General features: G+C 44.8%; 21 protein-coding genes. 18 read left to right on the top strand and 3 right to left on the bottom strand.

Annotated features, from left to right (window positions below):
- Nucleotides 1-14: 14 nt before the first annotated feature.
- A complete protein-coding gene (locus NST25_RS25265; RefSeq protein WP_076186426.1) occupies nucleotides 15-1,103 on the top strand; it encodes a low temperature requirement protein A in 1,089 nt (362 codons plus the stop codon).
- 131 nt (nucleotides 1,104-1,234) lie between these two features.
- Nucleotides 1,235-1,597, top strand: coding sequence for an HAD-IIB family hydrolase (locus NST25_RS25260; protein ID WP_256721105.1), 363 nt, complete (start codon nucleotides 1,235-1,237; stop codon nucleotides 1,595-1,597).
- A gap of 147 nt (nucleotides 1,598-1,744) precedes the next feature.
- Here the strand turns inward: NST25_RS25260 and NST25_RS25255 are convergent, their stop codons facing one another.
- Nucleotides 1,745-2,740 (bottom strand): serine hydrolase, encoded by a 996-nt coding sequence (locus NST25_RS25255; RefSeq protein ID WP_340392725.1) that lies wholly within the window; start codon nucleotides 2,738-2,740, stop codon nucleotides 1,745-1,747.
- A 113-nt stretch (nucleotides 2,741-2,853) separates the two neighbouring features.
- On the opposite strand from NST25_RS25255, the gene NST25_RS25250 reads away from it, so the two are divergent.
- The 6 genes from NST25_RS25250 (at nucleotide 2,854) to NST25_RS25225 (ending at nucleotide 13,167) form a co-directional block, all read left to right on the top strand.
- Complete coding sequence (locus NST25_RS25250; protein ID WP_340392724.1) at nucleotides 2,854-5,226, top strand: YcdB/YcdC domain-containing protein; 2,373 nt, start codon at nucleotides 2,854-2,856, stop codon at nucleotides 5,224-5,226.
- Between the two features lie 794 nt (nucleotides 5,227-6,020).
- Nucleotides 6,021-7,685, top strand: coding sequence for an extracellular solute-binding protein (locus tag NST25_RS25245; RefSeq protein WP_339188309.1), 1,665 nt, complete (start codon nucleotides 6,021-6,023; stop codon nucleotides 7,683-7,685).
- A 183-nt stretch (nucleotides 7,686-7,868) separates the two neighbouring features.
- On the top strand, nucleotides 7,869-8,774 hold the full coding sequence (locus NST25_RS25240) for an ABC transporter permease subunit (RefSeq protein ID WP_036679607.1): 906 nt from the start codon (nucleotides 7,869-7,871) through the stop codon (nucleotides 8,772-8,774).
- A gap of 19 nt (nucleotides 8,775-8,793) precedes the next feature.
- A complete protein-coding gene (locus NST25_RS25235) occupies nucleotides 8,794-9,681 on the top strand; it encodes a carbohydrate ABC transporter permease (protein WP_076099478.1) in 888 nt (295 codons plus the stop codon).
- Nucleotides 9,682-9,764: 83 nt separating this feature from the next.
- Nucleotides 9,765-11,528 (top strand): histidine kinase, encoded by a 1,764-nt coding sequence (locus NST25_RS25230; protein WP_076129182.1) that lies wholly within the window; start codon nucleotides 9,765-9,767, stop codon nucleotides 11,526-11,528.
- Nucleotides 11,506-13,167, top strand: coding sequence for a response regulator (locus NST25_RS25225; RefSeq protein ID WP_076186370.1), 1,662 nt, complete (start codon nucleotides 11,506-11,508; stop codon nucleotides 13,165-13,167). The genes NST25_RS25230 and NST25_RS25225 overlap by 23 nt, the downstream gene beginning before the upstream one ends.
- Nucleotides 13,168-13,245: 78 nt before the next feature.
- Here the strand turns inward: NST25_RS25225 and NST25_RS25220 are convergent, their stop codons facing one another.
- Entirely contained in the window at nucleotides 13,246-14,073 is an 828-nt protein-coding gene (locus NST25_RS25220) for a TerC family protein (RefSeq protein WP_036679597.1), read from the bottom strand.
- A 662-nt stretch (nucleotides 14,074-14,735) separates the two neighbouring features.
- Here NST25_RS25220 and nifB point away from each other — a divergent pair.
- The 10 genes from nifB (at nucleotide 14,736) to NST25_RS25170 (ending at nucleotide 25,753) form a co-directional block, all read left to right on the top strand.
- Nucleotides 14,736-16,112, top strand: a complete 1,377-nt coding sequence (gene nifB, locus NST25_RS25215; protein WP_248549545.1) for a nitrogenase cofactor biosynthesis protein NifB — start codon at nucleotides 14,736-14,738, stop codon at nucleotides 16,110-16,112.
- A gap of 3 nt (nucleotides 16,113-16,115) precedes the next feature.
- Nucleotides 16,116-16,985, top strand: coding sequence for a nitrogenase iron protein (gene nifH, locus NST25_RS25210; protein WP_235219430.1), 870 nt, complete (start codon nucleotides 16,116-16,118; stop codon nucleotides 16,983-16,985).
- Between the two features lie 75 nt (nucleotides 16,986-17,060).
- Entirely contained in the window at nucleotides 17,061-18,524 is a 1,464-nt protein-coding gene (nifD, locus tag NST25_RS25205) for a nitrogenase molybdenum-iron protein alpha chain (RefSeq protein WP_076129186.1), read from the top strand.
- The gene (gene nifK, locus NST25_RS25200) at nucleotides 18,521-20,062 is read left to right on the top strand and encodes a nitrogenase molybdenum-iron protein subunit beta (protein WP_076303286.1); all 1,542 of its coding nucleotides are present in this window, start codon (nucleotides 18,521-18,523) and stop codon (nucleotides 20,060-20,062) included. The genes nifD and nifK overlap by 4 nt, the downstream gene beginning before the upstream one ends.
- A gap of 161 nt (nucleotides 20,063-20,223) precedes the next feature.
- Entirely contained in the window at nucleotides 20,224-21,588 is a 1,365-nt protein-coding gene (gene nifE, locus NST25_RS25195) for a nitrogenase iron-molybdenum cofactor biosynthesis protein NifE (RefSeq protein ID WP_076303287.1), read from the top strand.
- On the top strand, nucleotides 21,578-22,915 hold the full coding sequence (nifN, locus tag NST25_RS25190) for a nitrogenase iron-molybdenum cofactor biosynthesis protein NifN (RefSeq protein ID WP_076186360.1): 1,338 nt from the start codon (nucleotides 21,578-21,580) through the stop codon (nucleotides 22,913-22,915). The genes nifE and nifN overlap by 11 nt, the downstream gene beginning before the upstream one ends.
- Nucleotides 22,881-23,285 (top strand): NifB/NifX family molybdenum-iron cluster-binding protein, encoded by a 405-nt coding sequence (locus NST25_RS25185; RefSeq protein WP_076186358.1) that lies wholly within the window; start codon nucleotides 22,881-22,883, stop codon nucleotides 23,283-23,285. The genes nifN and NST25_RS25185 overlap by 35 nt, the downstream gene beginning before the upstream one ends.
- A complete protein-coding gene (locus NST25_RS25180) occupies nucleotides 23,269-23,835 on the top strand; it encodes a DUF269 domain-containing protein (protein ID WP_340392723.1) in 567 nt (188 codons plus the stop codon). Before NST25_RS25185 ends, NST25_RS25180 begins: the two co-directional genes overlap by 17 nt.
- 38 nt (nucleotides 23,836-23,873) lie before the next feature.
- A complete protein-coding gene (locus tag NST25_RS25175) occupies nucleotides 23,874-24,626 on the top strand; it encodes a HesA/MoeB/ThiF family protein (protein ID WP_340392722.1) in 753 nt (250 codons plus the stop codon).
- Nucleotides 24,623-25,753, top strand: coding sequence for a homocysteine methyltransferase (locus tag NST25_RS25170; RefSeq protein ID WP_076186351.1), 1,131 nt, complete (start codon nucleotides 24,623-24,625; stop codon nucleotides 25,751-25,753). The genes NST25_RS25175 and NST25_RS25170 overlap by 4 nt, the downstream gene beginning before the upstream one ends.
- A 92-nt stretch (nucleotides 25,754-25,845) precedes the next feature.
- Here NST25_RS25170 and NST25_RS25165 read toward each other — a convergent pair whose 3' ends face one another.
- Nucleotides 25,846-26,736, bottom strand: coding sequence for a carbohydrate ABC transporter permease (locus tag NST25_RS25165; protein WP_036679567.1), 891 nt, complete (start codon nucleotides 26,734-26,736; stop codon nucleotides 25,846-25,848).
- Between the last annotated feature and the right edge of the window lie 2 nt (nucleotides 26,737-26,738).

Raw genomic sequence — 26,738 nt, 5'->3', positions numbered from 1 at the left:
ACAGTACAGTATCCATTGCTGAGAAGAAAGTTACTTGGCTGGAGCTATTTTATGATCTGCTTTTTGTAGCAGCAGTTTCAAAAGCGAGCCATGTCCTATTGCATGTAGAGGCGGGTACAATTCCACTTGAATACTTATCCAAATTTATCTTAATATTTATTCCGATCTGGTGGGCTTGGGTAGGGCAATCGCTTTTTGTGAATCGGTTTGGGCAAGATATCTTTTCACATCGGATATTCTTGATTCTACAATTATTTTTTGTATTAATAATGACGGCGAGCTTATCGGTTAACTTTGATCAATATTATATGCCATTCTTAATAGGTTATGTTGGTTTAAGAGCTATGACAGCCATTCAATATCTTACGATAAATAAGAATGAAGCGGCTGATAGAAAGAGCACTGCCCGGTATTTGGGAAGCAGATTTTGGATTGGATTAATGATCTCTTCTTTATCACTTTTCTTTGACTCTTGGATGCGTTATGTAGTTTTGTATGCGGGAATTACTGTAGACATTCTGCTTCCATTAGTAGGCCGGAAATACTTGGTGAAAAGTCCGATCAATACTCATCATTTATTGGAACGCTTCTCGTTGTTTACGCTTATTCTGCTTGGGGAATCAGTGGTCAGTATCCTTGCGGTTTTACAGTCTAGCCACTGGACATGGCAATCTATTGTATTTGCATTATTAACTTTTCTATTAATTATAGCTATGTGGTGGCAATATTTTGATAATGTTGAAAAGAAAGTGGATAAGACTATAGAGACTGCCGGGCAAACCATAATTTACGGGCATTTATTTATTTATGTATCCTTGAGTATGATTGCAGCTTCGATCCAACTGCTATTTTTAGATCAATTAAATTATATATTTATGGTGTGTTTTATTTTTGGATCGGTCCTGCTCTACTTCTTCTCTACCTCACTGGTCTTCCATAAATATAGACGTATACAGCAACGGTTAGGGATATTCCATTTGACGTTATTATTAGGTTTACTTGGTGTTTTTTTCGTAGTAGATTTGTTGTTCCTTATACCTAATTACCTGATCATTGGTGAAATGATGTTATTTTTTGTGGTATATGCAAAATTAACGACGTAAGCTTGTTGTGCCGAAGCTGAATACGAAAATAAGAAGGAAGCTGATCCGTGTGATCGGCTTCCTTCTTGTTTTAGATCCCATGAAATATAATCTATCTAGTTACGATCGAACGGGGAGGCTTATTTCATAATATGTATAAGATTGTATTTTTTGATGTGGACGGTACTCTAGTGAGTGAAATTGATAGAAGTATCCCAAGATTTCCTGAATTACGGTTCGAACGTTTTCACGGATACGTTATGAATGTGCTTGAAGAAACAAAAGTTTCTAAATCAACGGCGATTAAACAGGTGCTGGATTATCTGAATATTTGCAAGTCAGAGGCTATCGCGTTTGGTGACGGTGGGAATGATATCGACATGTTGGAGTATGTGGGATTGGGCATTGCGATGGGAAACGGTGCGGAACAGTTTAAACAAAAAGCCGATTTTGTTACAAAAAAAGCAAGTGAAGGCGGGATAGCCTACGCATTAAAGAAATTTGGTGTCATTTAAGCTTGCAGCAAACGAGTTGAAGAAAAATTAATTGCGATCATTTGTACAAATCTAACAGTGACAGCCAAGACTTTATCAGTCTATGGCTGCGGCTGCTTTATGGATTGTGTGGTATCCACACATAGAACTGCATGTGATTCCTGGTTCTTACTGCCCTAGAAGAGCTGGCACAATAAATCGGCCGAAAACATTTGCAGGAGAGCCTTTTTTGTACTTATCCGCGGTGATAACGGCAACCAGCTCGTAAGCAGGAACTACAATGATATGCTGGCCTTTAAAGCCGAGTGCAAAATAATAAGGGATCTCGTTCGGCTGTTGCTCTGAACCTGCATTGAATTGGGATACCCACCAATGCCAGCCGTAGAATCCTTTTTGCGGATGATTGGCTTCAACGTAAGGGCGAGTAGATTGCTGAATTGTATCTGAAAAAAGGATCTGCTGATCCTTCCAGCGTCCCTCTTGCAAATAAAGTAAGCCGAATTTCAGCATATCCTCCGGCTTCAGATGAAGTCCGAACCCACCGGTATGTATGCCTTGCGGATCGCTCTCCCAGTGATAGCTTTGAATGCCAAGTGGTTGAAACAGCTGATCTTCGGCAAATTCTGTAACCGCCTGTCCAGCACAATCACGCAGGATTGCGGACAAGAGCTGAGAGGAGCCTGAGTTATAAGTCATCACGGTTCCTGGTGTATGAGCTAATGGCTGTGCAAGCACAAATTTTATCCAGTCTGCGGTTTTAGTCATGGCCGGAAAAGAATTCTGCCCACCGAACTCTGTCCAGTTAAAGCCTCCGGTCATCGTTAATAAGTGTTCGATAGTGATCTCTCTTTTACGTGGGTCACGATCTTCTTTTAATGAAGGAAAAAATAAAGAAATAGGTGTGTCTGGAGGTGGAATCATTTGTTTATCTATGGCTATGCAAACTAAGGCGGAGAGTACGCTTTTGGTGCACGAGTTGATTTTGCCAAGCTCTTCAGCGATTTGTGGATCGCGGTAATGCTCCAGTACGGGTTCTCCATGTTGAATGATCAAACAACTGCGAATGTCTAGGTTAGTAATACCGTCAATAAGCGGCTGAAGGTTCCAGTCAGTAATGTCGGTGACCCCCTTTCTAGATGAATTATAGCTGCAACTGTTTACCATTATAGCTCACATCACAAAAATGTCGTAATTTCCTGTCGTTAAATAATTATGGAAAATACAAGAAAATATCTGTATAATAATATGAATCACGTGTTAGAGGAGGATGAATTCTTTTGAAAAGCAATAGTACTCTTTTTGTTCATCAAACAGCTAAAACGGTATTAATCACTTCCGTTGCACTCGCGTTACTCTTACCCCCTGGCTTAGCCGCAGCCGATTCTATATCTGTTAGCAGCAACACTTCCGTAACGCAGGTTAGTACGCAATCAGCGGCTCCAGCTACGACTACGAAATCTGAGGCTGATCCTGCAAAAGTGAAATTCACGCAGGAGCAAGCCATTGCAAAGTTAAAAGAACTATTCCCATCTCTAAAAGATGCAACTGTAAACAATGTTCAACTGGGATCTAACCAAAGCTACCCAGCTCCAGCAAATCAAATGATCTGGCATATTCAGTGGCAGGTTCAAGAAGGGAATATGGGATATGGTTTTAGCAGTGAGGTAGACGCCATTAATGGTGATATCATCAACACCTATCTCTCATTCTCCCAGGAGAAGAACGAATCCTATTATCCACCGAAAGTATCTCAGACTCAGGCATTGGAGATCGCTAAGACTTTTGTGGCTAAGGCAGCCTCATCGGTTAAGAGCAGTGAGCTGCAATTAAATGAGAATGTTGGTTATAGTTATTTTTCGGAATCATTATTCGGTCCTGTTCAATATGGATATAACTTCAGTATTCTGAAAAATGGTATTCCTTCTGGTTCAGACAGCATTAACATAGTTGTGGATGGTAACGGAACTGTAACGCAATTCTCTAAGTCTTCTCAAGGGCTTGAGTACCCGTCTGCACAGCCCAAGATTACCTTGGAGCAAGCACAGAAGCAATTTGCGGAACAGTTTGATGTGGGCCTATTTTACATTCCTATTTATAAGAACGGAAAACCTAACAACTGGATCCTAGGCTGGCGTCCAATAGATCAGTCTCTATATCCTATCGATGCATTAACGGGTAAGCGGATAGATTATGAAGGAAAAGAATCCGTATCCACCTCAGTCGTGTATTCAGAAGTAGCGAAGAGCAAGGATGTTTTTCAGGCAAGAAGTTCTAGTACAGAGCTTTCTGCAAAAGAAGCAGCACAGCTTGTAGAGAAGGTTGCTTATATCCCGGCAGATCGTAAATTGATCTCGCAAACCTTGAGAAATGACTATCAGGATTCAGATCGGAAAATCTGGCAGCTATACTGGGGCAGTAATGGAAATGATCGTTACATTGGTGCTGGCTTTCCAGAACAATCCTCTGCCGAGATCGATGCAAAGACCGGTGAAGTATTGCAGTACCAGGTTCAAGCTTATGGTGCTATTCAGGATAAGAAGAAGGAAGAGCCGGCACCTGCTGGAGGTAAGAAGCTTAGTGAGGCTGAAGCGAAGGTGAAAGCGCTTAGTATAATTAATAGTCTATATCCTCAGGCGAGCCAGAAGCTAAAGCTGGTAGAATACGGGGATAATTCGAGTTTGACTTCAGACGGATCAGGATATGGATACCAGTTTATTAGATATCATCAAGGAATTCCTGTGAGTGACAGCACCATTACGGTAAGTTTGGATCTTTACGGCAGACTGACTTCTTACATGGGGAATCGGATAAGCGGTATCGATGGAATCACATTATCGCCTGATGCAACAATTTCCAAGAAAGAAGCGCTCGAAAGTTATAAGCCTAAATATCAGATTAAGCTGAAATATACTCAGGTTGGTGGATACAATACTTATAGTAACTATGTCGCACCGAAGGTGAAGCTGGTATATGATACAACCTTTGATGAATCTAATGGATTGAATCAGGTTTTGGATGCAGCTACTGGAAAATGGGTTGCGGTGTATGATTACCTCGGTCAGCAGGATGCTCAACTATCTGCAACGGACATCAAAGGTCATGCAGCAGAGCGGGAATTATCAGAATTGGTAAACCACCATGTGATTACACCGGATGCCGACGGCAAAGTGAACCCGGATCAAGAAATAACTGTCGGTGATTGGTTATCCTATCTTGCCAAAGCTTCTAGTCCGAATTTCACCAATTATTATAATAATAATGAACGAAAAACTGTGGCAGGCGTGAAGCCAGAGAATTCATATTATGATGCAGTTATTTTTGCAGCAGATCGTAAATGGATCAATAAGGATGAAAGCCTGCAAGTAGAGAGTAAGTTAACCCGGGAACAGCTTGCTGTTCATCTGGCTAATTTCTTGAAATACAATAAACTCACAGCTTATCTTGATAAAGATGTGACTGTAAGTCAGTTTAGTGATAGCTCAGCTATAAACAATAAGGGGGCCGTGGCTCTTGTTGTGAAATTGGGACTCTTAAAGGATGACAACGGCAAGTTTAATCCGCAGCAGAATGTAACAAAAGCGCTGGCGGCTTCGGTGATCATGAAGCTAGTGGAGCTGCAAGGAAAGACCGATCAGATCATAGGTCAATAAGTGTTAATAAGACAGCCAGGCAGCGATTCTCCGATGATTGGAGAATCGCTGCCTGGTTTTTTAGTTTGCAGCGCGGCGGATTGAATAAAGCATCTCTATCTGGCAGATGCAGTTTCCAGTATTCTCTCAGCATTTTTTGTGCGCCGATTCTTGCTGGAATCCGCAAAATAACTGCATTCTATACAGCTATTTCTTATGCAAAAGGTGCATGTGTATCTTTAATTGCATTCTCTGCAACTAAAAACTAGAGAATTCACCTATTGGCGAGAAAAGCAAGAATATAAGTGTACGAAATACACTTATATCCTTTGGCCGAGTGATTTGATGCATTATAAGTGTACTAAATACAATTAAACGCGTAATACCGCGTAATTCAATGCTTAATTCAACGCTTAATTCAACGCTTAATTCAACGCTTAATTTAATCCTCAGCGTAATCCTCCGCGCAATCCTCAGCGTAATCCTCCGCGCAATCCTCAGCACAATCCTCCGCGCAGTCCTCAGTCCATTCCGCCTACACTATGCAACCGCCGGCTCACTATATAGGTAATCTTGATGGCTAAGATTCTTAAGGGATAGCATAAGGATCAGCCTCTTTTTTGTGTGATTAATTACCAATACATAGACACTTACAAACTCACAGTATTATGATAATCAGAGTGACCCTAAAGCGGAGCTTTGTTAGGCGAACATGAATAGGTAAAGAAAAGATACCGAATGTAAACGGTTCACACTCGCTGTGTTAACGCTTTCTTCTTACAATTAGGATATAGAAAATAAGGGAGGTTCAATAGATGAAAAAAAAGATTAAAGGCTTGCCTTTAATGGCATCGGCCATTGTTTTATCATTAGTTTTCAGTGGTTGCTCCAGCAATAATAGTGGAAACAGTAGTGGAAACAGTAGTAGTAGCGCAGAGGGAAACACTAGTGCGCAAACGGAAATGGAAGGCGGCCCTTTAACCAAATATGATCCGCCGATCAAACTTCGCTCCACGATGAACGAAACAGGCAAAGAGACGTTGGCGCAGGGCGATACACATTCCAATAACATCTGGACCAGAGGATACGAGGAAGAGCTTGGGATTAAAGTGTCCTATGACTGGATTGTGGCTGATGCTAACTATAATGATAAAATGAATGTTACCTTGGCGAGCGGGGATTTACCTGATTTGTTAAAGGTGTCCACGGTGCAATTCGAGCAGCTTTATGAAGCTGGCATGTTGGAGGATTTGACCGGGGTATTTGATAAATATGCTTCGGATCTTGTCAAAGAATATTACGCAGAAGAGGACGGAGCAGGGCTAAAGCCGGTTACGAAAGATGGAAAACTGATGGCGATGGTAAGCTTCCCGGGTTCGCTGGATTCCTCTGATATGATATGGATTCGAAAAGACTGGATGGACAAGCTGAATCTGGCAGAGCCAACATCCATGCAGGATATTATTAAGATTGCAGAAGACTTTACATTTAAAGATCCAGACGGAAATGGCAAACAGGATACTTACGGCATTTCGTTGAACAAGGACTTGCCAATCAATGCGTTTCTACTCGGGTACCATGCTTACCTGGAAACTTGGATCAAAAACGCCGATGGCGAGGTTGTGAATGGTACGATTCAACCGGAGGTAAAGGCTGGACTTGCGGAGCTGCAAAGATTGTATAAGGAAGGAGTCATTGATCCAGAGTTTGGGGTAAAAGACTTTGCCAAAGCGATGGAGGATGTGAATGCTGGTAAATCCGGTATGTTATTTTTGCCGCAATGGGCCCCTTTCCAAGTAAAGGACATGATTAAAAAGGATCAAAATGTTAACTGGGTGCCTTATCCAGTACAATCTATTGATGACCAACCTGCCAAAACCCAAAACCATCTTACAATTGGTGGCGTATTCGCGGTCCGTAAGGGCTACGAACATCCGGAGGCATTGATCAAGCTGCTTAACTTCCAAGCAGAGAAAATGTTTGGGGAGTCCGCTAAAACAGAACGGGCAAAATATTTGAACGGGGACACAGGTCTGGGCTTCCAAAACGCGGTTGTATCCAACCTGCCACCGAACAAAAATGTAAAGGCACAGGATGAAGTGGAAAAAGCCCTTGAATCGGGAGATACCTCAAACATGGGCCTTGAAGCTAAATTATTCTATGATGATATTCAAAGCTACCGCGGTGGAGATCTTGATAAATGGCATATGGAACGGATCTTTGGGCCGCTTAGCTCACAATCGGTTATCAAACACTACCGCGACAATGACTTGGTGTTGATGAATGAGTTCATTTATGCCCCAACTAAAACGATGAACAGCAAAGCGGCTACCTTGGATAAACTGCGTGCAGAGACCTTTGTCAAAATCATTTACGGAAGTCTTCCTATCGATGAATTCGACAAATTCGTAGCCAACTGGAAAAAGCTCGGTGGAGATCAAATAACGAAAGAAGTAAATGATATCGTAAAAGCAAACTAGTAAAAACGACGCAGAAGAGGACTGCCCCTAGTCATGATAATGACAAACGGGCAGTTCTTTTTTTGGCTGAACAGCTATTCGGTTCGATAACCAGGTCAACAAAAGATACTTAAAGTCAATACGCTACACTATTAAGGCAATTTGGGGCTGCTCTATAATTGAGATACAAGGAGGAGAAAGCATATGCACTTTAATACTAAGCAATTTCTACGTAATATTCCGCTCCATTTAATGATTTTACCTGCCTTAATAGTGATCATTATTTTTAGTTATATTCCAATGGCTGGCCTTGTAATTGCCTTCCAGAATTTTTCCCCGATTTCAGGGTTTAAGAATATGAACTGGACAGGGCTCGAAAACTTTCGTTATTTGTTTGAGCTTCCCGGTTTTGGTCAGGTCGTATGGAATACTGTATTTATCTCCGTCATGAAAATTATTGCTGGGCTGACCGTGCCAGTTATAGCGGCTTTATTGCTTAATGAGGTTCGTGTAAACGGCTTCAAACGTTCGATTCAGACGATTATTTATATGCCGCACTTTTTCTCATGGGTTATCTTGGGCGGGATTATCGTAGATGTACTGTCTCCGAGCAGCGGGATTGTCAACATGCTTTTAAAAGCACTAGGCATGCAGCCTATTCAATTTCTAGCGGACAATAGCTGGTTCCCATACGTACTAGTGATCACAGATCAATGGAAGGAGTTTGGATTCGGGACGATTATTTATTTGGCGGCTTTAACCAGCATTGACTCCTCTCTTTATGAAGCTGCTGTAATCGATGGTGCCGGAAGATGGAAGCAGACCTGGCATATTACGCTTCCGGGTATTCGCCCGATTATGATCCTGATGCTTACACTCAGCCTTGGCAACGTCCTGAATGGGGGATTTGACCAAGTGTTCAACCTGTACAATCCGCTAGTGTATGAATCAGGTGATATTTTGGACACGATGATTTACCGAATTGGTCTACAGGATGCTCAGTACTCTGTATCGACCGCACTAGGATTGATAAAATCGGTAGTTTCCTTCGTATTTATCGGGCTGGGTTATTATCTGGCGTATCGTTTTGCTAAATATCGGATTTTTTAGAGAGAAAGGAGTGGACTAAATGCACCATACTTCAACTGCTTATCGTTGGTTTCTCCGTTGCAATTATGTATTTCTGACTTTGCTCGCGGTGCTTTGTCTTTTTCCAATCGTGAATATTCTGGCGATCTCCTTCAGCTCCAGCGCAGCTGTTAACGCGGGTAGCGTAACCTTCTGGCCTGTGGATTTCACTCTTTCTTCCTATAAATATATCCTTCAGAACAACCAGTTCATTCACTCCTTTGGAACTAGCCTGCTCCGGGTAGTGCTTGGCGTATCCGTTAACCTGTTGTTTACGATTCTAGTAGCTTATCCGCTGTCTAAAGAGGCAAAGTCCTTCCGCTCACGGACCGTGTATGCCTGGGTTTTTGTGTTCACGATGCTCTTTAGTGGGGGTCTGATTCCTGGTTATTTAATTGTAAAAGAAATGGGGCTGCTGGATAGCATCTGGGCGCTTGTTATACCGGGCGCGGTGCCGATCTTTAATGTTCTGCTTATGCTCAATTTCTTCAGAGGTTTGCCCAAAGAATTGGAGGAAGCCGCATGGATGGATGGCGCGGGACACTTACGCACGTTATGGAGTGTGTATCTGCCGGTATCTATGCCAAGTATTGCGACCATTACGTTGTTCGCTTTGGTGGGTCACTGGAATGCATGGTTCGATGGTATGATTTATATGAGAAGCCCGGAACATTATCCGCTGGCCACCTATTTACAATCCATACTTCAGCAGGTATCGATCCAGACTGAAAATATTACTTTTGAACAAGCTGCGTTATTAAATCAAATCTCAGACCGTACAACGCAAGCCTCCCAGATCTTCTTGTCTATCATTCCGATCCTGGCGATTTATCCGTTCCTGCAAAGATATTTTGTGCATGGACTAGTCGTGGGTAGTGTAAAGGGTTAAACTGGACTGGACCTAAATATAAGAAGGAGCCTGAACATGGCTCCTTCTTTATTATTATTCGATAGAAGAGGGAGAACATTCCAATGAAATCATTCTCCATCGGGTGGAACCCCGATTCCATTGTGATCAAGCTGATCGGAGCTTTCCTATTGGTCATGCTTCCACTCTGCGCGCTGAGTATATCTATTACCTACTATAGCTCCAACCAAATGCAAGCTGAAGTGGAGAGGGCGAACGAATCGAAGGTTCATTTTTACTACAGCCATCTTGAATTTGAGCTGCAACGGATAACGGGCTTAGTCACGGAGTACTCTCAGGATGAAACGCTGGCTACCTTCAGTACCCGTATTCCAATTATGAGCCGGTACGAAGTGGATTCTAATCTGAACAATATATACACCAAGCTAAAACAAATCAAAGAAACCAGTCCTTATATTAGTGATGTTGTGTATTATGTCCCGGAAATTAATAAGCGGGTTAGCGCTGCGGTGGGGGTTAGGGATGTCACCAACGAGGAATGGCAAAGTCTGCTGGCCACTATGGGTAATCTGAAGGGTGCTTTATCTAAATACGAAGACGACTTATATTTACTGCGTAGTAATCCTTATAACCTGGATCGCAATCTTTCACCTAATTTTTTGCTGGGAGTGAAGCTTTCCTCACCTGAGCTTGAGTTGCGTTTGAAAGAATTTGCGGTATCAGGGGGGAGCGATATTACGTTAGCCTTCGGCAATAACGATTATGTGATATCAACTTCTGACCAGAAGCCTAGGTTGTTTCCCATAGAGAAACCTCTAAATAGTGAAGAGACTGTAAGTGTGCAGCGGTATCGTTTTGATAATTCTTTTTACTATTCGCTCTACGATCACAGCAATAACTTTAGGCTGACCGCAAATATTCCCAACACGGTGCTCATGAAGCCGATTCAAGTCTACTCATTGCTGCTGTGGCTGTTGTTCGTTGTCTCGATAGTGATCATTATCTTGTTCTCTTTATGGACGTACAGGATGATTCATCGCCCGATGTCTATTCTTATCAGAGGGTTTAAGAAAGCGGAGCAGGGGCAGACGGGGATCTTTATTACTCACTCCCGCAGGGATGAGTTTGGGTATCTATATTCTCGTTTCAATGAGATGCTTAAGCATCTGAATACGTTAATCGATGAGAACTACGTGCAGCGTATCCGGACAGGGGAAGCGGAGCTTAAACATTTACAATCGCAGATCACCCCTCATTTTCTCTACAACAGTCTATTTAGCATAAAACAGATGGCTGAGGTGGAAAATGTAGAGCTGATCAAGGAGTTCTCTGATTATTTAGGGCAATATTTTCGGTACATGACCCGGGATTCCGCCCAGGAGGTTACTTTGCAGCAAGAGCAGGAGCATGCTTTGGTCTATCTGGCTATACAGCGGATTCGTTTTGGAGCGAGAATTAGAGCTGAAGTGGATGAGATTGCAGCGGATTGCCGGGACATCAAAGTCCCACGGGTTCTCCTGCAGCCCATCATTGAAAATGTATTCGAGCATGGGCTTAAGCAAAAAAGCAGCAATGGCCTATTAAAAATGAGTTATGAAAAAGTTGAGCATACGCTGACTATTATAATAGAAGATAACGGTGACTCACTTAGTGAGGACAAGTTAAATCTCTTGCAGCGCCAGTTCTCCGAGCAGAATGCCATTCAGGGGGAGATCACGGGTTTATTAAATGTAAATCAGAGATTGAGGATCAAATTTGGTTCCCCTTATGGCTTGCAGGCAGAGAGAAGCAGTTTGGGCGGACTTTGTGTAAGAGTCAATTTACCGCTTAAAGGGGACGTGCAGGATGCAACGAATGATGATAGTTGATGATGAGCCTAATATTTTGGATGGGCTGTACGAATTTTTTGTAAAGGCAGATTTTAAAGATTTGGAGATCATAAAGGTTCATTCAGCGGATCATGCCATAGACTGGCTTAATACCGTAAAAATAGATATTGTGCTTAGTGACATCTGTATGCCAGGTATGGATGGGATGGCGTTAATTCAGGAAATTGTCGACCGCTGGCCACGTTGTAAAGTAATTCTGCTGACAGGACATAATGAATTCGATTTTGCCCATCAGGCGATCCGAAATCCATGTGTAGTTGACTATTTATTGAAGACAGAGGGGATGGATAAAATTCGTGCCGCTGTGGAGCTGACTTTGGAGAAAATATCTTCAGAAGAGGATTATTTCTATAAAAGCCAGTGGCTTCGCGACAAGCTCCCGCGCGCGCTGCCCCAGTTACAGCAGCAGTTATTACACGATATTCTAAGACGCACCGAACGGATAGACCGGCAGAGCTTGCAGGTTGAATTCGATGCCATTCAGCTCCCGTTCAAAGCGGATGGATCCGTCCTGCCTATTATTCTGCGGATGGAGGCTTGGCGAAATTATGAAACGGCTTCAGACCGGAGTTTAATTCGTTATGCGGTAGCCAATATTGCGGAGGAGCTGCTCAGCGACAAGGTTGAAGTTAAGGCTGTGGATCTGGATCCGGGGACGATAGCTTGTTTTGTTCAGCCTAAAAGTGAAAGTGTATCCTCAATCAAGGAAGAAGAGCTCTGGTTAAAAACGCTGCGCTTCGTCCACGGAACAATGGAATCCGTTCAGCAAGCCTGTGGCAAATGTCTGCAACTATCTGTGTCTATCATCGCCAGTGATCAGGAAGTGCATTGGCATGAGCTGAACTATGCCTTGAACCGTTTACGATTAGCCATTTTTGATAGCCCCGGACTTGGGATGGAAAAGCTGCTGAGGATAAATACCAAGGAAGTGGGCCCAAGTCCAGGTTCTATGCATAATCGAAATGCAACAGCGGAATTACTGCTCGACTATTTAAAACAACGGCTGCTTGAAGGTGATCTCGATTGGGGCACATCTTTTCGCAAATGGGTGGAGCTCTCGGGGGAAGGTGGGCCGGAGGATCCTTTTTTGAGATTAAGATTAATGTCTGGGATCAGCAACACCCTGCTGCAGACTTTACAAGAATTAGGTTTAACGGAAAAAGCACATAGCGGTATGAATTTATCACGCTTGTTATATTTTAATATCAATACACACTGGTCGGATGTCATCTCTTTTTATCACACGTTTTTTGAATGGATTATCTCGAACAGAAGCGCTACCTATAAACATGATGAATCGAATATCCTGTCCATGATCCACCAATATATTAAATCCCATCTGGCCGATGATTTGTCCTTAACCCGGATTGCGCAGGAAGTCTCACTTAATCCGTCCTATCTGTCACGCTGGTATAAAAGAACGACAGGGAAGGGGATTTCTGATTATATTCTGGAGAAAAAAGTGGAGCTGAGTAAGGAGCTGCTGCTTGGAACTGCTCTAAAAATGCACGAGATCTCCGGCCAGCTCGGGTTTAGTGATCAGCACTATTTTTTTCGATTCTTCAAAAAAACCGTTGGCTGTACGCCGCAGGAATATCGAGAGCAAAAACGAGGATAAATAACAATACCCCGAAAGACAGACACCTGTTCAGAAGGTGCATCTTACGGGGTATTGTTTGTGGCTGTATTTTAACGATTATTTACCGAGTTGTTTGTCTACTTCTCGAACCGGATTCTCGCCAACATTCTCTTCAACCTTGTGGCTACTCATAAACCAGCCGATTACAGCGATGAGTACGAGCACAACGTAGAAGGTGGCTTTCCACCAGGTACTATGAGCGAAATCTTCGGACAGAACACCAAGTGAAGGGTGCGCCAATGTAATGACTGACAGCTTAACACCCACCCAACCTACGATAAAGAAGGCTGCAATTTCAAGTCCTGGACGGGAATGCAACAGCTTAACGAAGAAGGAAGCTGCGAAACGCATAATGACCAGACCGATAAATCCACCGGCAAAGATGACGAGGAATTGTCCACCATCAAGGCCTCCGATTTTTGGAAGACCACTTGCAGGAAGAGCAACCGCGAGTGCAACTGCGGCTAGGATGGAATCGACCGCGAAGGCGATGTCAGCAACTTCTACCTTCAGAACAGTAAACCAAAAGCTGGATTTCTTTTTATTGACCGCACCGTCAGTGCCGCTTTCAGCAGCTTCATCTGTGACGGGCTTCTTAAACAACAGTTTTCGGAAAATATGATTACCCGCGATAAATAATAAATAAATCGCGCCGATGGCTTGTACTTGCCAGATATCGACCAGATAGGAGATGACAAATAGCGAACCGAATCGGAACACGAAGGCCCCCGCTAATCCGTAAAACAACGCTTTTTTTCTTTCCTCATCAGGAAGGTGCTTAACCATAATTGCCAATACCAATGCGTTATCTGCGGCGAGTAGTCCCTCTAGTGCTACCAGAACAAGCAATACCCAACCGTACTCTAATAATAATCCCCAATCCATTACTGTTGTCCTCCCTTTTTGAATGCAAATATCTACCAAAAGATATCTACCCTACCATTTTAACCAAATTTATATAAAAAAGACCTTTACCAAACAGATTAGCCTTTGGAATAAAGGTCTAACCTGATTGGTAAAGGTCTCGCTAACAATGTGAATTGCCAATAAAGCCGGAGAATATCCTCATATTCTCGTATTGACGACTTTATTTAACAGCTACTCCCCTTTACGGGATATATTAAATTTTTAAGATTATTCAATGTGTTCTTGCCTAAAGAGATCATATACGAGATGAAAGTCATTGTCAATAAAAGTTGCAGAAATAAATGGATTCTATCTTTTAAGAATCCTTAAAATGGCCAGAAACATGACATGATGACAGAGAATCAACAGAGATTGAATAAAATGGAAACGGAAACATGATAGATATAGGTTATATAAACTAACATTTAATATGACGAAACTGCAAACATAAGGAAAAACAGGACTTAAAAAGGGAAAACTCGATTGACGATGTAGGTTGATGGAAATATGATGAAACTAATCAAAGCAATCAAGCGAGAACTATGTTAACTAAAATTACATCAGTTGTTCTATCAGAGTGAGTTTTACTGCGAAGAAGTACTAGTAGTTCATGCTGCATAAAATTTTTAGGAGGTGGGGAAATGCCGCAGACGTCATCGAGGTTATCCATTGAAGCAGAGGAGGAGCTCAGCCGCCATCCCTGCTACAGTGAGGAAGCTCATCGTTTTTTTGCTAGGATGCACATCCCGGTTGCTCCCGCCTGTAACATCCAATGTAATTACTGCAACCGAAAATTCGATTGTGTGAATGAAAGCAGGCCTGGTGTAGTTAGTGAAGTGCTAACTCCAGAGCAAGCTGAACGCAAAGTGAAAGGTGTAGCCGCACAGCTGATGCAACTGTCGGTAGTTGGGATTGCAGGTCCGGGTGATCCGCTGGCTAATCCAGAACGAACCTTTGACACGTTCGAACGAGTCAAGCGGCAGGTCCCTGATGTTACCCTTTGCCTGAGTACTAATGGATTGACCCTTTACAGGCATGTAGACGCCATACTAGCGCTAGGTATCCGTCATGTCACGATCACCATCAATGCCATTGATCCCAATGTGGGCCGTGAAATTTATCCATGGGTTGTTGACGAAGGGATCCGGTACGAAGGACAAGAAGCAGCGGAGCTGCTGATCAGCCGCCAGCTTCAAGGTTTGGAGCTGCTGGCACAGCAAGGCGTTCTTGTTAAAGTTAATTCCGTTATGATTCCAGGGGTCAATGATCATCATCTCCCTGAAGTATCGCGAACAGTTAAAGCGCTCGGGGCAACTCTGCATAATGTGACGCCTTTAATTATCGCACCGGGAAGTCAGTATGAACGGGATGGGCGCAAGGCGCCGCGTCCTAAAGAACTGCACAACCTGCAGGAAGTGCTTGGGCGCGAAGGGATGAAGGTCATGCGCCATTGTCGGCAATGCCGTGCTGATGCCATTGGGCTGCTAGGTCAGGATCGTAATCAGGATTTTATATTAGAAAAGATGGATGCAAATCCAGTTATTAATGAGCAAGCTAGAGCGCTCTTTCAACGTGAACTCGATGCCAAAATCCGTCAGCGTGTCAAAGCCAAAGAGCTAAGGCAGAACTCTATCCAGCAAGGGCAGCACACCACTAAAGTCGCTGTTGCTACACGTGGTGGGGATAAGGTCAATCAACATTTTGGCCACGCGACAGAGTTCATGGTTTATGAAACGGATGGAATAAGCGTGAAACTGCTAGGTATCAGAAAGATTCAGGCCTATTGCCACGGTAAAGCGGATTGTAATGGGGATAAGAATGCCACGTTACAAGAAATTATTTCTATATTACAGGACTGTCAAATATTGCTCTGTTCTGGTATTGGCGATGTCCCTCGCGCCAGCTTAAATAAAGCCGGAGTATTGCCTCTGGTGCGTAAAGGTGAAATACAGGATGCGATTCTCGAAAGTGTGAAGATCAGCTCTTATTTTGAAAATATATCGATTTCGAAGGGATGATGAATGATGAGACAAATAGCTTTTTACGGTAAGGGCGGTATCGGTAAATCCACAACTTCGCAGAACACTTTGGCGCAGCTCGCCACTAAATTTGGTCAAAAAACAATGATCGTAGGCTGTGATCCTAAAGCGGACTCCACACGGCTGATTTTGAACACTAAAGCTCAGAATTCAGTGCTCCAATTGGCTGCAGAAAGAGGAACGGTTGAGGATTTGGAGCTCGAGGATGTAGTTCAGTTGGGATATGGCGACATTCTTAATGTGGAGTGTGGTGGACCTGAACCGGGTGTGGGTTGTGCCGGCCGCGGGATTATTACAGCTATTAATTTTTTGGAGCAGCAAGGGGCTTATGAAGGATTGGATTTTGTATCCTATGACGTACTTGGTGATGTGGTATGTGGTGGATTTGCAATGCCGATCCGTGAGAATAAAGCACAGGAAATTTATATCGTATGCTCCGGGGAAATGATGGCTATGTATGCGGCCAATAACATTGCGCGCGGAATTCTAAAGTATGCCAACAGCGGTGGCGTAAGATTGGGCGGTCTGATCTGCAACAGTCGTAATACGGACCGTGAGGATGAGCTCATTATGGAGCTGGCACGCCGTTTAAATACACAAATGATCCATTTTGTCCCGCGGAATAATGTGGTTCAGCATGCAGAGCTGCGAAGAATGACCGTAGCCCAATATAATCCTCATCATCAGCAAGCGAGAGAATATGAGATTTTGGCAGAAAAGATCCTGAATAACAATATGATGACAATCCCGACCCCGATTTCTATGGAAGAGCTGGAGGATTTACTCATGGAATTTGGTGTGATTGAGGATGAAGAGACGGCGCTGAAAAAGCTGAAGGCATCTGGCCAATAATTAGGTTCGTCCGGTGAACAGGAGTGGAGAGACGGCTGTTCACCGGATCACTCTGAGGGATGAGGAGGGTTCAGAATGGGGCTTAATATCGAAGATAACCAAAAGATGCTCGAAGAGATTCTTGAGGCTTACCCGGAAAAGGCACGGAAGGATCGTCAGAAGCATTTTGAAATCAATAATGAAGAGTTAATAAACTGTGGCAAATGCGCCATCAAATCGAATATGAAGTCCCGTCCGGGGGTTATGACCCAAAGAGGATGTGCTTATGCCGGTTCGAAGGGCGTGGTCTGGGGCCCGATCAAGGATATGGTGCATATCAGCCATGGTCCTGTAGGTTGTGGGCAATATAGCTGGGGAACAAGACGGAATTATGCCAACGGAACACTGGGCATTGATAACTTTACGGCTATGCAGGTGACGAGTGATTTTCAGGAGACAGATATTGTATTTGGCGGTGACAAGAAGCTTGAAGTCATTTGCCGTGAAATTAAAGAAATGTTCCCACTGGCTAAAGGAATTTCGATCCAATCAGAGTGTCCTGTGGGGCTAATCGGAGACGATATTGAAGCGGTGTCCAAAAAAATGTCTATCGAGCTAGGTATCCCGATCATTCCCGTTCGTTGTGAAGGGTTCCGTGGGGTTAGCCAATCCTTGGGTCATCATATTGCTAACGATGCGATCCGTGATTTTCTGATGGGGAAGAAGGAGCTTGCGGAATGTGGTCCTTACGATATTAATATTATCGGAGATTATAACATCGGTGGGGACGCTTGGGCTTCACGCATTTTACTGGAGGAAATGGGTCTGCGTGTAATTGCGCAGTGGTCTGGGGATGGAACCATCAATGAATTGGCGATCGCGCATAAGGCGAAGCTTAATCTGATTCACTGTCATCGCTCCATGAACTATATGGTAACGACGATGGAGAAAGCATATGGGATTCCTTGGCTGGAATACAACTTTTTCGGGCCGACCAAAACCGCTGAAAGCCTTCGAGCCATCGCCGCAAGGTTTGATGAATATATTCAGGAAAACTGCGAGAAAGTCATCGCTAAGTACACGCCGCAAATGGAGGCGATAATCTCTAAATTTAAACCCCGGCTGGAAGGTAAAAAGGTCATGCTGCTGGTAGGCGGATTACGTGCCCGCCATACACTGGGGGCTTATGAGGATCTGGGGATGGAGGTAGTGGGCACAGGTTATGAGTTCGCTCACAAGGATGATTACGAGAAGACATTTCCTGAACTTCCGGAAGGCACTATTATTTACGATGATCCAACCGCTTACGAGCTGGAAGAGCTTGCGCAAAGACTTGATATTGATCTGATGGGCTCGGGTGTGAAGGAGAAATATGTGTATCACAAGATGGGTATTCCTTTCCGGCAAATGCACTCTTGGGATTATAGTGGTCCTTACCATGGCTATGATGGGTTTAAGATTTTTGCTAAGGACATGGACATGACCATTAACAGCCCAGTGTGGAGCTTGATCAATTCAGGGAAAACAGGATCACTCCCTAAAAAGGAGGCGGGTGTATGAAGGACAAACTGGAGATCCCAGATTACAATACATTATTTCAAACTGAACCCTATGTGAAGCAACGTGAAGGGAAAAAAGCATTCGAGGCACCCTGCAGTGAGCAAGAGACAGCAGAAGCATTAGCCTACTCGAAGTCGTCTGAATATAAAGATAAGAATTTTGCCCGCACCTCACTGGTAGTTAATCCTCATAAAGCATGCCAGCCCCTAGGAGCCTTGATGGCTGCGCTGGGATTCGAAAAAACTCTGCCGTTTATACATGGCTCTCAAGGCTGCACTGCGTATTTTCGTAGTCATTTAAGCCGTCATTTCAAGGAGCCGACCCCCGCAGTTTCTTCCTCTATGACAGAAGATGGTGCGGTGTTTGGAGGGATGAACAATCTTATTGATGGTCTTGAAAATAGTGTGGCGCTCTATAAGCCAGAGATGATAGCTGTATCCACTACATGTATGGCTGAGGTTATAGGGGATGATCTGCAGGCGTTTATATCCAATGCCCGCCAGAAGGGTGCAATTTCGAACGAAATTCCAGTGCCCTACGCCAACACGCCAAGCTTTTCCGGATCACATATTACAGGTTACGACTCCATGTTAAAGTCTATCCTCAGTACCTTGTTCATCCGCTCTGGGATTGAAGCTACCCCTGGCAGTGGAGAGGGAACTGGAGAGAAGCTGAATGTCATTTTAGGGTTTGAGCCTTATACGGGGAATTTTGCGGAAATTCGAAAAATCCTTGCCGCGTTTGATACAGGCTACACCTTCCTTGGTGATCACAGCGGCAATTTTGATTCCCCGGCTACAGGTGAATATTCCTATTATTATGGGGGAACGAAGCTGGCGGATGTGCCGAAGGCAGCTAATGCGTTGGGTACTCTTTCACTTCAGAAATATTCTGTCAAAAAAACGTTGGAATACATCAGCGGCACATGGAAACAACAGACCGTTGCGATGTCGACTCCGCTGGGCATTCATGCGACAGATCGGCTAATAGAGTCTATCAGTGAATTAACGGGATTGCCCATTCCGCCTGAGCTTGTGGAAGAACGTGGCCGGGTAGTGGATGCTTTGCTCGATAGCCACCCTTATCTGCATGGCAAACGAGTGGCTTTAGTTGGCGATCCGGATTTGCTGATCGGCCTGATTGAATTCTGTCTGGAAGTGGGTATAGAGCCTATTCATATTGTGTGCTCCAATGGGGAAAACGGATTTAAAGAAGAAGCGAAAGCTCTGCTTGCTGCCAGCCCCTACGGGGCAGAAACGACGGTTCATATCGGAAATGATTTGTGGCATATGCGCTCTCTGCTGATTGATGATCCTGTGGATCTGGCCATTGGAAGCTCTCATCTTAAATTTGCTGCCAAAGATGCCGACGTTCCTTTGATCCGTGTAGGCTTCCCTGTCTTTGACCGCCATCATCTGCATCGTTATCCGATTATCGGTTATCAAGGTGCCTTGAACCTGTTAACTACTATAGTAAATACAATTCTGCAGGGGTTGGATGAGGATTCATCTGGCTTCAACCACGATCTTGTTCGTTAGTAGGAGAACGTTAAGCCGAATCGTATACTTCCGATTCATTCCCTCGTCCTCATACGGAGCCGAGCGTTGGGGAGCGGCCGGAAGTGCAATATTTATCGTAGTGACACTGAATAATTGAGCATTTTAAGCGTAAGGAGTATTCAGTTACGGGAGGTGGTACGATGGAGTCCATCAGAAACGATGTATCCGACGCGCAAGCTTGCGGGAGCTTAACTCCGAAATCGAAACCATGTCCACGCCCCAAGCCGGGCGAAGCGGCTGGGGGCTGCTCCTTTGACGGAGCCCAAATCACGCTGCTGCCGATCATGGATGCTGCGCATCTTGTCCATGGGCCGGCTGCTTGTGCCGGGAATAGCTGGGAAAGTAGAGGGGCTTTGTCAAGCGGGCCATCACTTTCACAATACGGTTTCACTACAGATCTCAACGATAACGATATTATTTTTGGCGGAGAAAAGAAACTCAAAGATAGCATTGACTATATTGCCGGGCGCTTTATGCCTCCGGCAATATTTGTATATGCGACCTGTGTGACAGCATTGATTGGCGAGGATTTGGATGCGGTATGCAAGGAAGCGGCAGGCAGATTGGGACTTCCTGTGATCCCCGTGAACAGCCCCGGATTCGTAGGCAGTAAGAATCTCGGAAATCGGCTGGCTGGAGAAGCGCTGCTACAATATGTCATTGGCACAGGTGAACCAGAAATGGAGACTCCTTTAGGTGTGAATTTGATTGGGGAGTACAATATCGCGGGTGAAATCTGGGATATCGAGAAATTAATGAAGAGTGTTGGAATTACGCTAATGTCCAGAATTACAGGGGATGCAAGATATAAGGAAATTACATGGGCACATCATGCAAAAGTGAATATGGTTGTGTGCAGCCGTGCATTGTTAGGTCTGGCAAAAGAAATGGAGGCAAGATACCACATTCCTTATTTCGAAGGCTCCTTCTATGGGGCCAAGGAGACAACTTATTCCTTACGTCAAATGGCTTATTTGCTGAATGACCGTGAGATGGAGCGGCGTGTGGATCGGTTGACGGAACGAGAGGAAAGCAGACTGATTCAGGAGCTGCGGCCCTACCGCAAGCTGCTTAAAGGAAAGAAAGCAGTTCTCTATACGGGTGGAGTAAAAAGCTGGTCGATTATTTCCGCACTGAAGGAGTTAGGCGTTCAGGTGGTAGGTGTAGGCACGAACAAAAGCACGGAAGATGATATACGGCGTATAGCGGATCGTGTTGGTGATGACACCGAATATATCCCGGAGGGCGGGGCAAGCCGAATTATCAAAACCGTCCGGGATCGTAAGGCAGATATTATGATTGCTGGCGGACGGAATATGTATGTGGCAATGAAAGAGCAGATTCCGTTTATCGATATTAATCAAGAAAGACACAAAGCCTATGCTGGTTACGAAGGTTTACTAAGGCTGGCTAAGGAGCTGACGTATTCTCTTGCTAATCCAATCTGGAAGCTGGCTGCCAGTGCCGCTCCCTGGGATAAGGAGGAACCTTCCTATGACCGTTAACAAAAGGAGTAAACCTACTTCAGTTAATCCAATCAAAATCGGTCAATCCCTTGGTTCCGTACTGGCATTTCAGGGCTGCTACAAGGCATTGCCTATTGTGCATGGTGCGCAAGGTTGTTCCGCATTTCCGAAGGCGCTGCTTACCCGGCATTTTCGCGAGCCTATAGCCGTACAGACCTCTGCTTTACAGGAGATGGATGTAATCTTTGATGCGAATCGTAATTTAGAGGAAGCTCTAAATACCATACTCAGTAAACACCGACCAGACATTATAGGCATTATTGGGACTGAGCTGACGGATGTGGCTGGAGTGGATTATCAATCCATGCTCAAGACCTATAAAAGGGAGCGGAACATGCGGGGTGGGCTTGCTTTTTCCGTCACCTTACCAGACTTTCGTGGTTCATTGGAATCGGGGTTCAGTTCTACCGTAGAGGCGATGCTTGATGAGATGATTCAGCAGGTAGGCCATCGGGGTTCAAGGAGTGTGAATTCACGTCAGATTACCCTCTTGCCGGGATCGTTTCTGACGCCGGGTGATGTGATGGAGCTGAAAGAAATGATATCCTCCTTCGGTTTTGAGGTAATCGCTGTACCTGATATATCGACCTCTTTGTCTGGGCATCTGCTGACAGGATTTTCACCGCTAACAAGAGGCGGGGTGCCTCTAGATTCGATGCTGCAAAGCTTGCATTCGGGTCTAACCCTTGCCATCGGCGGAAGTATGGAGCGTCCAGCTAGAAGACTGCATAATGCGCTGGGAACTCCCTACAAAGTATTCGAGAGTGCTATGGGGCTTAAAGCAACGGATGATATTTTGCAATTTCTGCATCAAATTAGCGGGGAGCCGGTACAGCTTCGTTATTGCTGGCAACGAGAGAATTTATTGGATAGCATGCTGGATGCTCATTTTCAATTTGCGGGAATGTCTGCACTTGTTGCGCTGGAGCCAGATCATTTGTATACCGTATCTTCTTGGCTCGAAGAGCTGGGGGTGGAGCAAAAGGCCCTGGTCACTTCCTATGAAACTCCTTTGGTGGTTGAGATGGAACGAGAGGTATGGGTCGGTGATCTGGATGATGTTGAGTTTTTGGGTAAAGGTGCAGATTTATGGATCGGTAACTCACATGGGATAAATGGAGCGGCGCGGTTAGATGCAGCATTTATGGCGGCTGGATTTCCCGTTTGGAATGAGCTTGGTGCTTATATGGCCACTTCTGTAGGGTATCGGGGAGCGATGGAGTGGACGAATAAAGCGGCGAATCTGTTAATGCGAAGGGAGGAGGAACATCGTGAAAGTAGCATTCGCTACAGAGGATGGAATTAGAGTGAATGCCCATTTTGGGCAGAGTCCGATGTTCGCAATTTATAAAGTTACCAAAAGTGGCGGGGAGCTTATAGGTCTTCGTAAACTGCCAACGATTCTCAATCAGGATGAAGCAGGCAAAATAGAGAGTCGTCTGGAGGTGGTAGAGGATTGCACGCTAATATTCATCATGCAGATTGGAGCCTCAGCAGCGGCAAGAGTCACACGTCGTAAAATTATGCCGGTAAAGGTTCCACCAGGCAGTCCTATTGATGAGCAAGTGAAGCGGATTGTTGAAATGCTACAGGGCAAACCACCAATGTGGCTAGCCAAGGTATTACATGCTGAAAATGAAGCGGAAGGGGCGAGTGTAGATGGATCCCATAGCTAATGAGAGTGCTGCATTAAAGGTCCGGGTTGCTCCGGAAGCATCAGCATTAAAACACCGTAGTCGAACCACGGAGAAAGAGCTGGATAAAGATATAGCAGAGATGTTCATACGGCGGTTGTGTCAATTGCTTGATACAGAAGACTTTTTTGGAAGACATGCTTCTCTTTCACCACAGAAGAAGATCGAACGATTGTTTCTCGCTTCCCCTGAAGATAAGAACAAATCTGATTTTAACTGCGCGGTTTCTCCAAAAGTCCGTTTGCAGGTTCCTCTCTTGTTTCAGGCGGTGGCGGGCGTGATCGAGGAGAAGAGTGGGGTTCTGGTTCAGAGTTCATCTGAAATAAACGGGGAAGGATTTGGGCGTGCTCTTTTATATAGTGATCGGATTATTCTTGTGTTAAAAAGCTTGAGAGCAGGTTTTCCGTGTCCTTTTACCTCTGAGGAGAAAGTAATTCGCTACGGCGTTGCTTGTGTAGAAGAAGGGTTAGCCTTTATGGATAAATTTAATGAAATGACAGCTCTTTATGGAACGGATGGTCTGGAGGGTTAGATTCCAATGATGCAGCTCAGCCACAGGGAGGGAGCAACATGGAGCAGCTTGTAGGCGGCACCGAACTGGAACGATACGCTCGCCAATTGAAGCTGCTTGGAGAAGGCGGGCAGAAAGCGCTAAAAGAAGCTACAGTGATGATTGCTGGAATTGGAGGGCTTGGAGGCACTGCCGCACTTTATTTAGCTGCTGCCGGAATCGGCAAGCTGATCTTGGCGCATGAAGGAAACATTGTGCCTCCAGATTTAAATCGACAGATTTTGATGGACAGTGATCATTTGGGTATGGAAAGGATGAGCACAGCCATTCAGCAGCTAAAACGTCTGAATCCAAATGTTGAAATGGAAGGATTTAATTCGAAGATAGAATATAATATAGCAAAACCTTGGGTAGAACAAGCCGATATAGTGATTGATGCACGGTATGATTTTCCGGAAAGATATGCGTTGAACCGCCTATGTGTAGAAACCGGCACGCCAATGGTAGAGGCGGCGATGTATGGATTTGAGATTTCACTAACAACGGTTATACCTGGTGAAACCCCTTGCTTAGAGTGTCTTTATCCGGATGTGAATCCAGAATGGGAACCGCTTGGCTTTCCAGTATTGGGAGCAACCTCCGGAATTGCGGGTTGTCTGGCTGCGTTGGAAGCCGTAAAATGGGTTACAAGGGTAGGGACGACTTATGCGGGCGTAATGCATCGCTTCAATTCACTCGACTTCGCCTGTTACAGCGTCCATATTACCCGTAATCCGAATTGCACTTGCTGCGGAGAGGAAGGTAAACCGTGAAAAGTCTCAGGCTATGTGACACGACACTTAGGGATGGTGAACAGGCGGCTGGAGTTTCATTCACGAGGGAAGAAAAGCTGGAAATCGCAAGGTTGCTGTCGGAATGCGGAGTGGAGCAAGCAGAGGTAGGAATTCCTGCCATGGGCAAGCAAGAGCAAGAAGATATTGCGGCTATCGCTGATTTAGGTCTACCTATGAAGATGATGACTTGGAATCGGGCTTTGGAAAGTGATATCGACAAAGCTTGGGCGACGGGTGTGAACTGGAGTCATGTATCGATCCCTGTCTCGGAAATTCAATTACAAGGTAAGCTAGGTTTAACACCTGCCAAAGGTCTGACAAGATTACTGCATGCGACGGAATATGGTCAACGGCTAGGAATGACTGTGTCGGTGGGGATGGAGGACTCTTCAAGGGCAAGTATGGAGTACCTGGTTGAACTGGTAAATACATTATATAAAGAAGGCATTCGTTGGTTCCGTTATGCAGATACGGTATCTGCTCATCATCCGGGTCAAATGGCAGAGCGGGTAAGCACATTACTTAGTGCTGTTCCTGTAGATGTAGAGCTTGAGGTACACTGCCACAATGATTTTGGTCTTGCGGCTGCAAACACACTTAGCGGTATTGCCGCGGGTGCGGTCTGGGCAAGCACTACGGTAGCAGGGATTGGTGAACGTACCGGGAATGCAGCAATGGAAGAAGTAGTGATGGCTTGGCGTTATCTTTATGGCGGAGAGAGCAGCGTACGTCCGGAGTGTTTGAAAGGGCTGGCGGATAGGGTGATCACAGCCTCGGGCCGAAGTGTCGGCGATGCCAAACCAATCGTCGGATCACTCGCCTTCACACATGAATCTGGGATACATGTTGACGGTTTGTTGAAAGAAACAGCCACCTACCAGACCTTTGATCCCACAGAGGTGGGGAGAGCACATCATTTTGTGTTAGGTAAACATTCCGGAAGTGGTGGAATCATGCATGTTCTGAACGCACATGGTTTAGAGGTTAGTGCTGGAACCGCGGGACGTTTGCTTGAACGGGTGAGAGACTATGCCGAAGTTAATAAAGTGAATGTGCCAGAGCTCCTCTTGGTTGAATGGCTGAGGGAGGATTGGCAACGACCGTAAGAGATATTAGTAAGAATGAATAAAGGCTGACAAGACGGGTACGAAACCTGTCTTGTCAGCCTTTTAATGTTGTTAGGATTAAGTTTATTGTGTTAGCCCTTAACCGCTCCAGCGGTAATACCCTTGGTCATCTGTTCTGTGAAGAGCAGGTAGATCAGGATGGTGGGGATAGCGATGATCGTCATAACCGCGAACTGTGCACCATAGTTGGATGAATACTCACCAGTGAATTTCATAATGGAGAAGGGAATCGTCTTAAGATCTTCCGAGGTGAGGAAGGTATTCGCCATAATGAATTCATTCCAAGTGCTGATGAAGTTGAGCACACAGATGGTTGCCAGCGCCGGTTTGGTGATGGGCAGGATGATACGGAAGATTAACCCGTAAATGCCACTGCCATCAATAACGGCGGACTCTTCAATGGCCCGTGGGATGGTCTCCAGGAACCCGGTCATAATCAGGACACTCATGGGGATGACAATGGCTGAGTAAGGCAAAATCAATGTGTACATATTGTTCAGCATCCCAAGCTTGTTAAACAGAATGAAGTTTGGCAGCAATGTAGCGTGAATCGGGATGATCATGCCTAACATGATTAGAGACAGGACAATGCCACTTAGCTTCCATTTCATCCGGGTAAACGCATATCCCATCATCAGGGACACCAGCGCAGAGAGCATAACAGTTATCACTGTAATGATAAGACTGTTGGCGAAATAACGTGGCACACGCCCGTAGGTAAAAGCGTTTCGATAGTTCTCCCACTGGGGTGGAGAGGGCCATTTCAGAAATGAGCTTCCAAAGAACTCACCGCTCTTGAGCAGGGAATAATCGATCAACCAAATAAGCGGAAATAACTGAATCAACGCGATGATACATAGGAACACCATCATTAGGATTTTGCCGGTTGTAGGCTTTCTGCGTTCTTGTTTGTGAAGGTTTAGCTTAGGGGGTGAAGCGGCAGGCGATAAGGAATTATTCATAG

The sequence above is a fragment of the Paenibacillus sp. FSL E2-0190 genome, assembly GCF_037992965.1.
GTDB classification, from domain to species: domain Bacteria; phylum Bacillota; class Bacilli; order Paenibacillales; family Paenibacillaceae; genus Paenibacillus_AQ; species Paenibacillus_AQ odorifer.
The sequence above is the reverse complement of the archived record's forward strand: the minus strand, read 5'-3'. Positions and strand labels throughout refer to the sequence as shown.

Excerpts from the sequence above, each read along its gene's own strand:
- NST25_RS25175 (WP_340392722.1), top strand. The coding sequence starts at position 23,874 with ATGGAGCAGCTTGTAGGCGGCACCGAACTGGAACGATACGCTCGCCAA.
- NST25_RS25245 (WP_339188309.1), top strand. The coding sequence starts at position 6,021 with ATGAAAAAAAAGATTAAAGGCTTGCCTTTAATGGCATCGGCCATTGTT.
- NST25_RS25260 (WP_256721105.1), top strand. The coding sequence starts at position 1,235 with ATGTATAAGATTGTATTTTTTGATGTGGACGGTACTCTAGTGAGTGAA.
- NST25_RS25165 (WP_036679567.1), bottom strand. The coding sequence starts at position 26,736 with ATGAATAATTCCTTATCGCCTGCCGCTTCACCCCCTAAGCTAAACCTT.
- nifD (WP_076129186.1), top strand. The coding sequence starts at position 17,061 with ATGGGGCTTAATATCGAAGATAACCAAAAGATGCTCGAAGAGATTCTT.
- nifH (WP_235219430.1), top strand. The coding sequence starts at position 16,116 with ATGATGAGACAAATAGCTTTTTACGGTAAGGGCGGTATCGGTAAATCC.
- NST25_RS25225 (WP_076186370.1), top strand. The coding sequence starts at position 11,506 with ATGCAACGAATGATGATAGTTGATGATGAGCCTAATATTTTGGATGGG.
- nifK (WP_076303286.1), top strand. The coding sequence starts at position 18,521 with ATGAAGGACAAACTGGAGATCCCAGATTACAATACATTATTTCAAACT.
- nifE (WP_076303287.1), top strand. The coding sequence starts at position 20,224 with ATGGAGTCCATCAGAAACGATGTATCCGACGCGCAAGCTTGCGGGAGC.
- NST25_RS25255 (WP_340392725.1), bottom strand. The coding sequence starts at position 2,740 with ATGGTAAACAGTTGCAGCTATAATTCATCTAGAAAGGGGGTCACCGAC.
- nifB (WP_248549545.1), top strand. The coding sequence starts at position 14,736 with ATGCCGCAGACGTCATCGAGGTTATCCATTGAAGCAGAGGAGGAGCTC.
- NST25_RS25240 (WP_036679607.1), top strand. The coding sequence starts at position 7,869 with ATGCACTTTAATACTAAGCAATTTCTACGTAATATTCCGCTCCATTTA.
- nifN (WP_076186360.1), top strand. The coding sequence starts at position 21,578 with ATGACCGTTAACAAAAGGAGTAAACCTACTTCAGTTAATCCAATCAAA.
- NST25_RS25230 (WP_076129182.1), top strand. The coding sequence starts at position 9,765 with ATGAAATCATTCTCCATCGGGTGGAACCCCGATTCCATTGTGATCAAG.
- NST25_RS25220 (WP_036679597.1), bottom strand. The coding sequence starts at position 14,073 with ATGGATTGGGGATTATTATTAGAGTACGGTTGGGTATTGCTTGTTCTG.
- NST25_RS25180 (WP_340392723.1), top strand. The coding sequence starts at position 23,269 with ATGGATCCCATAGCTAATGAGAGTGCTGCATTAAAGGTCCGGGTTGCT.
- NST25_RS25235 (WP_076099478.1), top strand. The coding sequence starts at position 8,794 with ATGCACCATACTTCAACTGCTTATCGTTGGTTTCTCCGTTGCAATTAT.